The organism is Rhodococcus sp. BP-261, from assembly GCF_019835205.1.
Lineage (GTDB): Bacteria > Actinomycetota > Actinomycetes > Mycobacteriales > Mycobacteriaceae > Rhodococcoides > Rhodococcoides kyotonensis_B.
Genome location: NZ_JABUCO010000002.1, coordinates 261232 through 274658, shown reverse-complemented (window position 1 = coordinate 274658; position 13427 = coordinate 261232). Strand labels below are relative to the sequence as shown.

Here is a 13427-nt window from a genome sequence, read left to right as displayed (position 1 = left end):
CCCCAACGACATCGTGGACGATGTTACTCGGCAGTAGGTCGGGCGGGATCGCCGCCGCTCACGAGTAGGTTCTCACACCGTGTGATCAAGGCGTGTCGGAGAGGTGTTGCCCTGGCCGTCAGGGCGGCTTGCGCGCGCACATATTCGGACCGACCACCGGGTGTCTCGATGGCGATCGGAGCCAGGCCGTAATCCGACAGGTCGTACGGACTCGCCCGCATGTCGACAGTGCGTGCGGCAAGGGCCAATTCGAAGCAGTCGGTGACGAGATCGGAATCGATCAAGGGTGCGAGTTTGTAGCTCCACTTGTACAGGTCCATGCTCGCGTGGACGCACCCCGGTTGCTCCGTCTCGACCCGGCTCGACGGCGCGAGCTGCAACAGATTACGGGGAACGGCGTCGTCGGTGAAGAAGCGGAAAGCGTCGTAGTGCGTGCACCGAATCGTCATCGACTCGACTACGGCATCGGTGCCGTCGTGGCCCAGCCGAAGCGGCACCGAACCGTGTCGAAGCGCCTCGTGCCCGCCGCGGTAGACCATCGCCCACTCGTGCAGTCCGAAGCAGCCGTGGTGGGGCGGTCGCGCTGCGGTCGCGCGGAGAAGACCCAGGGTGAATTCGACGGCGGACCGACGAGAGTCCAGCACCGACTCACGGACTCGCATGCCGCCGTCCGGACCGACGTGTCGCTCGTACGACGCGAAGCCGGCGTAATCACGCGCGGCGTCGCCCGCGAGCACGACACCGTAGCCGGGGTTCCAACGACGGAGATGCCCAGGCTTGAAGCTGTAGTAGGTGAACAGGAAGTCCAGGACCGGGTGCGTCGCGCCCCGAGCACGCTCCGCGAGATAATCGCCCACCAGCCGATCCACGCGGTCCAGGTGAGCGGCCCGCATCGCCGTCCATTCCTGTTCCGGCAGAACCGAACGTGTGGCGATCAGGACGAACCACTCCCGCGCGCCGGATGCCCGGGCGTCGGGTCGGCGACCCGGTGGGTACCGTCGCGCACCGTGCCGACGAACTCCTCGACGAGGTCTTCGAGAGCGACGATCCCGACCGTGGCTCCCGTGGCGTCACGAACTGCCCCGAGGTGACTGCTCATCCGACGCAGCCGCGTCAATGCGTCGTCGATCGTCGTCTCGGACGCGATGACGGGCAGACGTCGGACCTGCGCACGGGGTATCTCGGTGTCCGGTCCTGCGGTGTCGTCGAGCATGTACTCGAGGACGTCCTTCAGGTGCAGATAACCGACGAGCGAACCGTCCGCTGTTTGCACCGGGTACCGCGAGAAGCCGGTGGCGACGACGGCGTCCTCCACCGAACCCAGTGTGGGTCCCGACGTCGCACTCGCCGAGCGAACGGTCCTCACCTCCGCGAACGGAATCAGAACTTCGGCCACCGTGCGTCCGGAGATGTCGAGGGCTTGCGTGAGGCGACGGTGTTCCTCCTCGTCGATCAGGCCCTCGGATCGTGACTCGCCGATCATCTGAGACAACTCGTCGGCCGACACCGACGACTCCAGTTCGTCCTTCGGTTCGATACGCACAGCACGCAGGGTGAGGTTGGCGCACAGGTTGTAGAACGAGATCAGCGGCTTGGCGACCTTGATGAACATCAGATGCACCGGAACGAGCAGCATCGCCGTGCGCTCCGGGCCCGCGATGGCGATGTTCTTCGGAACCATCTCGCCGATCAGGATGTGCAGCACGACGACGAGAGCCAGCGAGATCGTGAACGCGATCGGGTGTAGCAGTGCTTCCGGGACGCCGAGCAGATCCATCGGCTTCTCGAACAGGTGCGCGACGGCAGGTTCACCGACGCGCCCGAGCAGAATGGAACAGATCGTGATGCCCAGCTGCGCTGCCGCGAGCATGAGGGACAGATTCTGGCCGGCCTCGATCACCGACTTCGCACGTTTCTTGCCCTGTGCGAGCTGTGATTCCAGCCGGTCGCGTCGTGCCGAGATCAACGAGAACTCGGCGCCCACGAAGAATGCGTTGCCGCCGAGCAGTAGAACCGCCAGCAGAACGGCGAGTACGTCACCCACGGGCGTTCTCCTCCGCGCTGATCTGTGCCACCGTTTCGGCGGCTACGGGCTGGAGCATGATTCTGTCGATTCGTCGACCGTCCATGCGGGTGACTCGAGCGACCCAACCGCCGTTGGAGTCCGCCGGATCGTCGGACGCCAAGCGGGGGAGCACCACCTTGTCGCCTGCGGTCGGAATTCTGCCCAGTTCGGACAGAACCAGGCCGCCGATGGTCTCGTACTCGCCTTCGGGCGCCTGATACCCGGTCGCGGCGGCGACCTCGTCGATCCGAAGCAGGCCGGAGCAGAGCCAGCCGTCGCCGAATCTCTGCACGTCGATTTCCGGTTCGTCGTGCTCGTCGTGCACGTCTCCGAGGATCTCCTCGATGAGGTCTTCCATGGTCACCATTCCTGCGGTGCCGCCGTACTCGTCGACGACGAGTGCGACCTGCATTCCGTCCGCCCGCACCCGTTCCATGACCGAGTCGCCGTCCAGGCTGGACGGAACGACGGGCACATCCTGGGCGAGCGTGTCGAGGAGGGTCTCGCGTCGCCGACCCGCGGGCACGGCGAACGCATGTTTCAGGTGGACGACACCCACGGTGTCGTCCAGATCGCCGTCGACGACGGGAAATCGGGAGAAGCCCGTGCGCGACGCCGTCTCGATCAAGTCGGACGCGGTGTCGGACACCGACAGCGATTCGACTTTCACCCGGGGCGTCATCAGTTCCTCTGCGGTGCGCTCGCCGAACTGCAGAGATCTGCCGACGAGACGGGCAGTGCTCTCGTCGAGCGAACCGTGCTGGGCCGACGTCCGCACCAGCGAGCTCAACTCACGTGGTGAGCGGGCGGACCGAAGTTCCTCGGCCGGCTCGACGCCGAGTCTGCGAACCAGCCAGTTGGCCGAACCGTTCAGGCCGTTGATGGCCCACCGGAAGACCGCCGAGAACCCGGACATCAATCCGGCCGTGGCACGCGCGGTTGCCATGGGTTCGGCGATGGCGATGTTCTTGGGCACGAGCTCGCCGAAGATCATGGAGAACGACGTCGCGACGATCAGAGCGACCGCGAGGGACAGACCCGACGCCAGCGACTCCGACGCTCCGAGCGCCGTGGCGACGGGCACGAAGAAGCCGGCCAGGACCGGTTCTGCGAGATAGCCGGTGATGAGGGTCGTGATGGTGATGCCGAGTTGCGCGCCGGACAGCTGGAACGACAGCGTTCGGTGCGCGCGCTGCACCTGCCGAGAACGGATGTCACCCGTTGCGGCAGCAGCCGAGTCGACCGCGCTCTTCTCGAGCGCCGTCAGCGAGAACTCGGCTGCGACGAAGAGGGCAGTGCCTGCGGTCAGTGCCACGAATCCGACGAGGCTGAGGATGCTCAGGATCAAGTCCATGGCTCATCGCCGCCGTAGTTGAGACAGGCGCATGGCGCCATGAGGTTCCGGCTGCCGCGAACGGCGAGGCAGTGTCGATCGAGATGGTGAGGGTGATCGAGAGGAAGTGAGATCGCCGGGTTCGTCACCCGGCTCGATAGAGGAGCCCTCCGAAGTGGAGCCCTCGTCGCCCTGGTCGCTGGACGCGACGGCGGCGCTGGTGATGACGGGTGCCTCAGGCACCTTGTTCCTTTCCGTTGTTCCACCGAACCCTGTCCACGCACGTGACGTCCGTGAACCGGGCCGAAGGATGTTCGATGAATCGCGAAGCCATCAGTCTAACGTCTGGGGCCGACGACGCGCCCGTGTGCCGCGGTGGACGTCACCATCCGCTGGGCAGCGGGCGTCCCTCGGCGAAGCCGGCCGCGGACTGAACGCCCAGGACGGCGCGTTCGTGAAGTTCCGGTAGCGTTCGCGCGCCCGCGTAGGTGCACGTGCTTCGGACCCCCGAGCAGATGTGGTCGATCAGATCTTCGACGCCGGGACGATCGGGGTCCAGTCGCATCCGCGAGCTCGAAATGCCTTCTTCGAAGAGACCCTTCCGTGCGCGGTCGAAGGCGCTGTCGGTTGCAGTCCTCGCCGCCACGGCACGCTTGGACGCCATGCCGAAGCTCTCCTTGTAGGCGTTGCCCGCGGGATCGAATCGCAGATCACCCGGTGACTCGTACGTCCCGGCGAACCACGAGCCGATCATCACGTTCGCCGCGCCTGCAGCGAGCGCCAGGGCGACGTCGCGCGGGTGCCGCACACCGCCGTCGGCCCAGACCGACGCGCCGAGTTCCGCCGCGGCGGCGGAACATTCAGCGACGGCGGAGAACTGAGGCCGCCCCACACCGGTCATCATGCGAGTCGTGCACATCGCGCCTGGGCCGACGCCGACCTTCACGATGTCCGCGCCTGCCTGCACGAGATCGCGTGTACCCGCTGCCGAGACCACGTTTCCGGCGGCGAGGGGGACCGGCAGGTCCAACGCCTTGATGGCGGACAGCGCTTCGATCATCTTCTCCTGATGGCCGTGCGCGGTGTCGACGACGAGCAGATCGGCGCCCGCCTCGACGAGTGCCTTCGCCTTCGCGGCGACGTCGCCGTTGATGCCCACCGCTGCTGCGATCCGAAGCTTGCCTGCGGCGTCGACGGCCGGTGTGTAGATACCGGTCCGGATCGCGCCCGTGCGAGTGAGGACGCCGGCGAGGCTTCCGTCCGGAGCCACGAGAACGGCCAGGCCCTCGTGTGACGCCTCGAGCGACTCGAACACCGCGCGAGGAGTGGCGTCCGAGGACACCGTCACGAAATCGGTGACGGCCACCGAACTGAGCCGTGCGAAGCGGTCGACATCGGTGCAGGCGCTCTCGGTGACGACTCCGACAGGCTTGCCTGCCTCGACGACCACGACGGCGCCGTGTGAACGCTTGTGCATCAACGCGAGTGCATCCGACACCGACGCGTCGGGACCGAGGACGACGGGGGTGTCGGCCACCAGATCGCGGCTCTTGACGAATGCGACGGTGTCCGCCACGGCTGCGACCGGAAGATCCTGGGGAATGACCGTGATTCCACCGCGTCGCGCGACGGTTTCCGCCATACGACGACCGGCGACAGCGGTCATGTTGGAGACGACGATCGGGATGGTGGTTCCGGATCCGTCGACGGTCGAGAGGTCGACGTCGAACCGGCTCGTCACGTCGGTCCTGTTGGGCACCAGGAAGACGTCGTCGTAGGTCAAGTCGTACGGGGGCTGCTGGCCATCGAGGAACTGCACGGTGCGCCAGCGTACCGGTCAGACGGCGTCCGCGTGTGCGGCGACCTCCGCCTGCGAGCGTGACAAGGTGATCGTCGCGTAGATCATGACGGCGACGGCCGCGGCGATGACGGTCAGCTCGAAAGCATCGTGGCGCACGCGCTCGTCCAGAACCGTGATGCCGAGGAAGGCCGCTCCGAAGGGTTCGCCGATCGTGACGGCGGGGAGCGAAGCAGACAGCGGCCCGGACTGGAATGCGCGTTGCTGCAGGTAGAAGCCTGCTATGCCGCAGAAGACCAGTGCGTAGGTCTGCCACGCAGTCACTGCGGTCGTCGCATCATGCTCGACCAGGTCGGTCACGAACTTCGTGAACGCGACGGCCATGCCGAACAACAGTCCACCCGCGGCGCCCAGAAGCAGCGCACGGGACCCGGGTCTTCTCGACATCGAGCCCGCAGCAATACACGCCAGCACGACGCCGAACGCGATCACCAGAGGCACGATCCATTGCGACAGCGGTGCATTCGCATGTCCCTCGGTGGGATCGCCGACGACGATGAACACCGCAAGCGCGAGAGCGAGCGAGATCGCGAGAACCCATGTCGTCCGCGTCATTCGGTAGCCGGAGAACTTGGCCGACAGCGGAAGCGCGAACAACAGCATCGACACCAGCAGTGGTTGAACCAGCAGCACGGATCCAGCCCAGAGCGCCGCGACCTGAACGGCGTACCCGCCCACGTCGCCGAGGACACCGGCCCACCACCGCGGACTGCGAACGAGCGAAGCGACCAAGGATTCGCCCTCGGGTACCGCAGCTGCGGCACTTTGTTGCGCCACCGACGCGCACGCGAACAGAAATGCTGCGACGAGAGCGAGGACGATCGCCAGCACGGGCATCTCGCCCGTCACCTCACGTCGTCGAACGTACGAGGGTGCGTCATAGCGGAACAGTACCGCTGTGGCGGGTTTCTGTCGGTGCCTCGAGTCAACATGCGCGGCGAGAACATGTGTTCGATCGATTGTCGAGCACCACGTCGAGAACTTGGGGGAGCCATGTGCGCTATGTGTGAGGGTCGATCGTTTCCGGAGTACCTACGCAGTATTGAAGAACTGATCGACAAACACGGGTGGGCGTTGCAGTACGTGGAGTCCGACACCCGAGGATCGCTCGCCGACCTGCCGCACGGCAGGATCGATCCCGCGTTCTGTTACACGATCGGTTTGACCGCCCACGGTCACCCCGAGATCGTGGTGACCGGCCGGGACCCGTCGGATTCCGCCGCGATATTGAACGCCCTGGCGCGACGCGTGGTCGTCGGTGGAGATCGTCTGGGCGCCGGAATGCACGTCTCGGCAGCGGGTTTCGACTTCTATGTCGTCGACGTCGACCGTACCGACGAGTGGTTGGCAATGGCGAACGGCATCTATTCTCCAGCTTCGGTACGGGCCGTCCAGGCCGTCTGGAGAGACTGCGAGGGCGTCCTGCCGTGGGAGGGTGACGCCCCGTCGACCATCGTCCAACCGGTCCTCGGTCCACCGCCGGGGTGGTACGACGCCGGCGAATGGTGACAGCGAGCCGCCGGTCACGACATCTCTGCGAGTGTCGTGACCGGCGTCTCGTCGCGGCGGTGGCTTACTAGGCCTGCACCTCGGAGCGGTCGCCGCTCCACAGTGTGTGGAACTTGCCCTCGGAATCGGTGCGCTCGTAGGTGTGCGCCCCGAAGAAGTCCCGTTGTCCCTGGGTCAGCGCCGCCGGTAGACGCTCGGCGCGAAGCGCGTCGTAGTACGCGAGCGACGACGCGAACGCAGGCACCGGAATGCCGAGCGACGCAGCCGTGATGACGACGCGGCGCCAGCTGTCGATCGCGTTCTCGATCGCCTCGCGGAAGTACGGCGCCAGGATCAGGCTGGGAAGCTCGGCATTGTCGTCGTACGCGTCCTTGATGCGGTCGAGGAAACGTGCACGGATGATGCAGCCACCGCGCCAGATCGTCGCAAGGTCACCGGGGTGGAGGTTCCAGTCGTATTCGGCACTGCCTGCGGCGATCTGGTCGAAACCCTGCGCGTACGCGACGATTTTCGATGCGTACAGCGCGCGGCTGATGTCGTGCGTGAACTGCTCGGCATCGGACGGCTTCTCCGACAACGTGCCGGACGCAAGGCCGACGGCGGCTTTCCGCTGAGTGCGCGAACCGGACAGTGCACGAGCGAAGACAGCCTCGGCGATGCCGGTGACCGGTACGCCGAGGTCGAGTGCGGCCTTGACGGTCCACCGCCCGGTGCCCTTCTGCTCTGCAGCGTCGACGATGACGTCGACGAGCGGCTGGCCCGTCTTCGCGTCGACCTGCTTCAGCACCTCCGCGGTGATTTCGACGAGGTAGCTCTCGAGGTCACCGTTGTTCCATTCGGTGAAGACGTCGGCGATCTGGGCCGGGGTGAGGTCGAGTGCGTCGCGGAACAGGTTGTACGCCTCGCCGATCAGCTGCATGTCGGCGTATTCGATGCCGTTGTGGACCATCTTCACGAAGTGGCCCGAACCGTCGGGACCGATGTGGGTGCAGCACGGAGTGCCGTCGACCTGAGCGGCGATCGACTCGAGGAGGGGGCCCAGAGCCTTGTACGACTCGGCCGGACCGCCGGGCATGATCGAGGGGCCGTTCAGCGCGCCCTCCTCGCCGCCGGAGATGCCTGCACCGACGAAGTGCAGTCCACGCTCCTTGAGGGACGCCTCACGGCGGATGGTGTCGGTGTACAGCGCGTTACCGCCGTCGATGATGATGTCGCCCTCTTCCATCGCGGACGCGAGCTCCTCGATGACGGCATCGGTGGGGTCGCCTGCCTTGACCATGATCAGGACTCGGCGTGGCTTCTGCAATGCGGCGACGAATTCCTCGATCGTCTCCGTACGGACGAACTTTCCTTCGCTTCCGTGCTCCTCGAGCAATGCGTCGGTCTTGGCGATGCTGCGGTTGTGCAGCGCGACGGTGTGTCCGTGGCGCGCGAAATTACGGGCGATGTTCGAGCCCATCACGGCGAGTCCGGTGACGCCGATCTGGGCGAGTTCTGACGAGTTCACTGCTGAGGTCATAGGTACAGCTTTTCATGCCGGGCGCGCGAACGTACGACAAGCGAAGCGGTCCCCGTTTCAGGCCGAGGATCCCATCGTTTCGCCGGTTGTCCGACGCACGGAAAGCACGATGGCTGCCACCTCGGAAGAGGTGGCAGCCATCGGACGATCAGGAATTCCGAACGGAATTACCGGGCGCGTGCAGGCCCGTCGAATCCGTCGTAGGAGCGGCGCTCGGTGCGGCTGCGGAAACCGCCGGCCTTCGCGTCGTCCTGGGCGTAGCTGGGCCGGGTACGAGAGTTGTCGCCCTGGTAGCCGCCCGTGCGAGGGCGGTCGCCTTGGTAGCCGCCGGTGCGGGGCCGGTCGCCTTGGTAGCCGCCGGTGCGGGGGCGGTCGCCCTGGTAGCCGCCGGTGCGGGGGCGGTCGCCTTGGTAGCCGCCGGTGCGAGGCCGGTCGCCTTGGTAGCCGCCGGTGCGAGGGCGGTCACCCTGGTAGCCGCCGGTGCGAGGCCGGTCGCCTTGGTAGCCGCCGGTGCGGGGGCGGTCGCCTTGGTAGCCGCCGGTGCGGGGGCGGTCGCCTTGGTAGCCGCCGGTGCGGGGGCGGTCGCCTTGGTAGCCGCCGGAACGAGGCCGGTCGCCCTGGTAGCTGCCGGAACGAGGCCGGTCGTCACGTCGATCGCGCACACCGCTGCTGACCGCGCGCAGCGGCTCGCCCGACGGCTTCTGTGCGCCGGTGATGTCGGTCAATTCGGCGGACCCCGGTGCGACGTTCACGGAGGTGGCCTTGACCCCGGCCATTCCGGTCAGACGCTGAATCTGTCGACGCTGGTTCGGCAGAACGATCGCGACGACCGTTCCCTTCTCGCCGGCACGAGCTGTACGGCCTGCGCGGTGCAGGTAATCCTTGTGGTCGGCCGGGGGATCGACGTGCACGACGAGATCGATGCCGTCGACGTGAATACCGCGGGCAGCGACGTCGGTGGCGACCAGAACCGGTGTGCGCCCACTCTTGAAACGCTCGAGGACACGGGTGCGCTGGTTCTGTGCCTTACCGCCGTGCAGGGACTCCGCAGCGACGCCCACTGCGCGCAGGCGATCGGTGATGCCGTCGCACCCGAGCTTGGTACGCGCGAACATGATGGTGCGGCCACCCTCGCGAGCGCCGATCTCGGACAGCACGAGGTCTTTCTGGCCACGGTCGACCATCAGCATGTAGTGGTCCATGGTGCGGACGCTCGCCTTGCCGTCCTGCGTCGAGTGCTCGACGTGGTCGGGCAGGAACTGGCGAACGAGGGACTGCACCTCGCGGTCGAGTGTCGCCGAGAACAGCATCCGCTGTCCGTCGGACGGGGTCTCGGCCAGCACGGCGCGAACCTCGGGCAGGAAGCCCATGTCGGCCATCTGATCGGCCTCGTCCAGGGCCGTGATCTCGATGGCGTCCAGGACGCACGTGCCCTGGCGGAGGTGGTCGGCAAGCCGACCGGGAGTGGCGACGAAGACGTCGATGCCGCGTCGCAGCTGCTCGACCTGCTTGTTGAACGGCGTGCCACCGACAGCGGCGCGCACGTTCAGTCCGACTGCTCCGGCATACGGAGACAGCGAGTCGACGACCTGGAATGCCAGCTCACGGGTAGGAACGAGGACCAGCGCACGGGGTCGCTTCGCAGCGGGACGATCCGTGTGCTGTGCGAGGCGCGCCAGAATCGGCAGGCCGAAGGCGAGGGTCTTACCCGAGCCGGTCTGAGCGCGACCGAGAACGTTCTTGCCGGCGATGGCGTCGGGAAGCGCCTTGGCCTGAATCGGCGACGGCACCGTGATGGAGTTGCGCGCGAGTGCGGCGACGACGGGCTCGGGGAGGCCGAGCTCAGCGAATGTGACGGTCGCGTCGTCGGCGTCCGCGGTAGGAGAAACGGATGTACTAGATGGAACAGCGTGGGTCACGCAGTTGAACCTCTCCGGATTACGGGCACGCCACGAAGCCACAGCCGTAGAAAACGCCGATCGAAGACGTGGGCACAGCCAAAACAGTGAGACGAGCCAGGGCACTGTCACCTGGCCATCGATGAGCGAACTGAAGTCGCGCAGAATGGAGCTGCTTGTGCCTTTTCGAATTTCTCGGCCGCGATGGCGACCTCGATCGAGTGTACGCGACAACTGTTCGATTCCTCGATTCGAACAGTTGTGAGCTGGCCGACTGCTAGCGGTGGCCGAGCAGTCGGCTGAGCTCCTCGAGCCACGGCATGGCGACGAAGATGGTCGGCACGACGAGAATCACCGCCGCCGCTGCGTACGCGGCGACGCTGAGCGGCATGTCGCTGCGGGGACCCGCCAGCCTCTGCACTCGAATCAAGGTGCTCGGTCCACCCGCGGCCAGCGCGCCTCGGGGAGCCGTCGAACCTGCACACGTCACCAACGCGCGGGCGAGTGGAGTCGGACCGGTCACCTTGACTGCCGAATCGTCGGCGAGCAGTTCGACCAGCAGTTGGACGCTGCCTAGAGCCGACTTGCTACGGACGATGCGGGGAAACGCTTCGTTGACCGCGGTGAACGCTTCGAGGACCAGGTCATGACGCGACCTCAGGTGGGAGCGTTCGTGAGAGAGGATGGCCTTGACCTCGGAACGAGAAAGATTGGTCAGAACGCCTTCGCTCAGTACGACTCGCTGTCTCAGTCCCGGCAGGCAGTACGCGATGGGTTCGACCGCGTCGAGCACTCGGACATCCGCGTCTCGGACTCCGGGGAACGGCCGACCGTCGTCGCTGCTGCGGTCGAGCAGGTCGACCAGAACGCGGTGCCGCGCGCGACGGCGACGCGTACGCACGGCGACCTGGACCACGGAGAAGATCAATTTCGCGCCGATACCCAAGGTGATCGCGAGAACGACGACGTACAGAAGCCACAGCGGCAGGCCGAGGGCATCGATTTCGTCGGTCGGCGCCGTCGTCGGGCGGCCGTCGGGGCCAGGGACCAGCAGCAGTCCGCCGATGGCGAGGCCGGAGGAGAACGCAGAGAACACTGCGGCGATGGCGATCGCCTGCCACAGCACGAGAGCTGCACGGGGAGCTCGATACGGCCACGTAGCCCTGCTCAGGACGGCAGGAACCGGCCCGGCAAGCAGCAGAGCAAGTAGTGCGAAGACCAGAGCTGTGGTGGAGTTCATTTCCTCACTAACCGAGGGCTGGGGTCAGTCCGATTGTCGTCCGGCTTCGGCCGCGCCGGCACGTCCACCCGATTGTGCCACCTCGAGCGCGGCGAGAGCGTCACGGAGAGCTGCCGCTTCGTCGGCACCCACCTGTCCGACGAAGTGAACGAGTGCTGCTGCACGGCCTCCGGACTCTGGAGCCTGCGCGAGCGCATCCACCATGAGACTCGCCACCAGCTCGTCTCGCCCGTGCAACGGGGCGTAGCGGTGTGCGCGGTCGTCGCGTTGCTGCTTCACCAACTGCTTCTTCGCGAGACGCTGCAGAACCGTCATGACGGTCGTGTAGGCCAACTCACGGTGTGCGGCGAGCGCTTCGTGCACCTGCCGAACAGTCTGTGGCTCCGCGGAGTCCCACAGATGATCCATCACTGCGCGTTCGAGTTCCCCTAGACCTGCCATTCGTCCGAGTTTACGGGTAGTCCGACAGGAATGCGTACTACTGGTGGTAGTAAGCGTCGCCACTGCTTGTGTGATGTGTCATAGTCCATTGCACACGCGCCTGTGTCGGCTTCGGGGCCCGGTGGTGAATGCGCCTATTCTGCAGAAGCATCTCGACGACGAGACAACTGGAGGCACCGCGTGAACTGGTTCGTCTCTCTGTCGCTCGTCAGTAGCGCCACGACGACGGTCCTGTCCGTTCTCGGTGCCCTCGGAGGCGTGTGGCTGGTCGTGTCGAAGCGGCGTTGGTATGTGCTGCGGGCACTGCCGATCGGCGCGACCGCGGCGTTCGTGATCGGTGTGGTGCTCTATTACGTCGTCGAGAAGGTGTGGCGTCCGTTCCCCGACCCCATCGAAACGGAGATCTACGTCTGGATCGGCATCGGGCTCGCCGCGGTGCTGCTCGTCGTACCGCGCACCATCGCTGCCCGGGGAGTGCTGGCGAAGGCGGCATCGGTGATCGCGGCCGTTCTCGTCGTGCTGGCGGCGTCCGCACACGTCAACCTCGTGTTCTCCGCGTATCCGACGGTCGGGACGCTGTTCGGGGTCGAGGACGTCGACAGGATCTCGATCGCCGACATACCGGGGCCGCAGGAGCAGGTCGTCAGCGGCAATCCGACGTCCGACGCATGGCAGCCGCCGTCGTCGATGCCGTCGGCCGGCAAGTTGACGTCGGTCACCATTCCTCCGACGGCGTCGTCTTTCTCGGCCAGGCAGGCCGAGATCTATCTGCCGCCGTCGTACTTCGCGAATCCACGTCCGCTACTGCCGGTCCTCGTTCTCCTCGCCGGACAGCCGGGTGAGCCGGACGACTGGCTCAAGGGCGGCAAGCTGGCCGAGACCATGGACGCCTTCGCGCGGGACCACGGCGGTCTCGCGCCGGTCGTGGTCGTGGCCGACGCGACAGGGTCGACACTCGCCAATCCGTTGTGCGTCGACTCGCCTCTCGGCAACGTCGCGACGTACCTCTCTCAGGACGTGCCGGCGTGGATCAAGCAGAACTTGCAGGTGTCGACCGATCCCCGGAGCTGGATCATCGGTGGCCTGTCGTACGGCGGTACCTGCTCGATACAGATGGCGACGAATCATCCCGACGTCTATCCGACGTTCCTCGATCTGTCGGGCCAGGTCGAGCCGACTCTGGGTGACCGGACCCGCACGGTCGACGAAGCTTTCGGCGGGAACGATGCGGCGTTCGTCGCGGTCAACCCGCTCGATCTGCTGAAGTCCGAGCAGTTCCCGAACTCGGGTGGAGCATTCGTCGTCGGCGCCGACGACAACGACTACAAGCCTGGCCAGCAAACGATGTATCAAGCGGCGAAGGCTGCTGGAATGGACGTGCGCTACGACGAGGTTCCCGGGGGCCACAGTTTCGCCGTGTGGTCGCAGGGACTGGAACTCGAGCTGCCCTGGCTGATGAAGAGAGTGGGGTTGATCTCGTGAACGAAGCCGTCGAGGACACCACGGACGACGTGGTCTCCGAGCCGAGTTGGCTGGAACTACGCCGCATTCGTGTGGCCGCCGG

11 protein-coding genes are annotated in these 13427 nt (G+C 66.1%); 2 read left to right on the top strand and 9 right to left on the bottom strand.

Translation table 11 applies throughout. From position 1 onward, the window contains the following. Positions 1-23: 23 nt before the first annotated feature. The 5 genes from HQ354_RS03540 to HQ354_RS03520 form a co-directional block, all read right to left on the bottom strand. Positions 24-893 (bottom strand): 3-methyladenine DNA glycosylase, encoded by an 870-nt coding sequence (locus HQ354_RS03540; RefSeq protein ID WP_222634168.1) that lies wholly within the window; start codon positions 891-893, stop codon positions 24-26. A gap of 41 nt (positions 894-934) precedes the next feature. Continuing rightward, positions 935-2044, bottom strand: coding sequence for a hemolysin family protein (locus HQ354_RS03535; protein ID WP_167675923.1), 1110 nt, complete (start codon positions 2042-2044; stop codon positions 935-937). After that, on the bottom strand, positions 2037-3419 hold the full coding sequence (locus tag HQ354_RS03530) for a hemolysin family protein (RefSeq protein WP_167675921.1): 1383 nt from the start codon (positions 3417-3419) through the stop codon (positions 2037-2039). Before HQ354_RS03530 ends, HQ354_RS03535 begins: the two co-directional genes overlap by 8 nt. 361 nt (positions 3420-3780) lie before the next feature. After that, positions 3781-5217, bottom strand: a complete 1437-nt coding sequence (locus HQ354_RS03525; RefSeq protein WP_167675919.1) for a GuaB1 family IMP dehydrogenase-related protein — start codon at positions 5215-5217, stop codon at positions 3781-3783. 18 nt (positions 5218-5235) lie between these two features. Beyond that, positions 5236-6093 carry a DMT family transporter gene (locus HQ354_RS03520; protein WP_167676029.1) on the bottom strand — a complete coding sequence of 286 codons (858 nt, stop codon included), beginning with the start codon at positions 6091-6093 and terminating at the stop codon, positions 5236-5238. 165 nt (positions 6094-6258) lie between these two features. Here HQ354_RS03520 and HQ354_RS03515 point away from each other — a divergent pair, with 165 nt between their 5' ends. After that, positions 6259-6765, top strand: coding sequence for a DUF4262 domain-containing protein (locus HQ354_RS03515; protein ID WP_240930965.1), 507 nt, complete (start codon positions 6259-6261; stop codon positions 6763-6765). 67 nt (positions 6766-6832) lie between these two features. On the opposite strand, the gene gndA is transcribed toward HQ354_RS03515, so the two are convergent. The 4 genes from gndA to HQ354_RS03495 form a co-directional block, all read right to left on the bottom strand. Further along, positions 6833-8284 carry an NADP-dependent phosphogluconate dehydrogenase gene (gene gndA, locus HQ354_RS03510; protein WP_167675915.1) on the bottom strand — a complete coding sequence of 484 codons (1452 nt, stop codon included), beginning with the start codon at positions 8282-8284 and terminating at the stop codon, positions 6833-6835. 167 nt (positions 8285-8451) lie between these two features. Beyond that, positions 8452-10203 (bottom strand): DEAD/DEAH box helicase, encoded by a 1752-nt coding sequence (locus HQ354_RS03505; RefSeq protein WP_167675913.1) that lies wholly within the window; start codon positions 10201-10203, stop codon positions 8452-8454. 256 nt (positions 10204-10459) lie between these two features. Beyond that, positions 10460-11422 (bottom strand): M56 family metallopeptidase, encoded by a 963-nt coding sequence (locus HQ354_RS03500; RefSeq protein WP_068431184.1) that lies wholly within the window; start codon positions 11420-11422, stop codon positions 10460-10462. Between the two features lie 24 nt (positions 11423-11446). Then, positions 11447-11863 (bottom strand): BlaI/MecI/CopY family transcriptional regulator, encoded by a 417-nt coding sequence (locus HQ354_RS03495; RefSeq protein WP_167675911.1) that lies wholly within the window; start codon positions 11861-11863, stop codon positions 11447-11449. A gap of 180 nt (positions 11864-12043) precedes the next feature. Here HQ354_RS03495 and HQ354_RS03490 point away from each other — a divergent pair, with 180 nt between their 5' ends. After that, complete coding sequence (locus HQ354_RS03490) at positions 12044-13345, top strand: esterase family protein (RefSeq protein WP_167675909.1); 1302 nt, start codon at positions 12044-12046, stop codon at positions 13343-13345. The last annotated feature ends 82 nt before the right edge of the window (positions 13346-13427 follow it).

Coding starts and splice junctions, on each gene's coding strand:
- HQ354_RS03500 (WP_068431184.1), bottom strand. CDS start 11,422: ATGAACTCCACCACAGCTCTGGTCTTCGCACTACTTGCTCTGCTGCTT.
- HQ354_RS03495 (WP_167675911.1), bottom strand. CDS start 11,863: ATGGCAGGTCTAGGGGAACTCGAACGCGCAGTGATGGATCATCTGTGG.
- HQ354_RS03540 (WP_222634168.1), bottom strand. CDS start 893: ATGCGGGCCGCTCACCTGGACCGCGTGGATCGGCTGGTGGGCGATTAT.
- HQ354_RS03515 (WP_240930965.1), top strand. CDS start 6,259: ATGTGTGAGGGTCGATCGTTTCCGGAGTACCTACGCAGTATTGAAGAA.
- gndA (WP_167675915.1), bottom strand. CDS start 8,284: ATGACCTCAGCAGTGAACTCGTCAGAACTCGCCCAGATCGGCGTCACC.
- HQ354_RS03530 (WP_167675921.1), bottom strand. CDS start 3,419: ATGGACTTGATCCTGAGCATCCTCAGCCTCGTCGGATTCGTGGCACTG.
- HQ354_RS03520 (WP_167676029.1), bottom strand. CDS start 6,093: ATGCCCGTGCTGGCGATCGTCCTCGCTCTCGTCGCAGCATTTCTGTTC.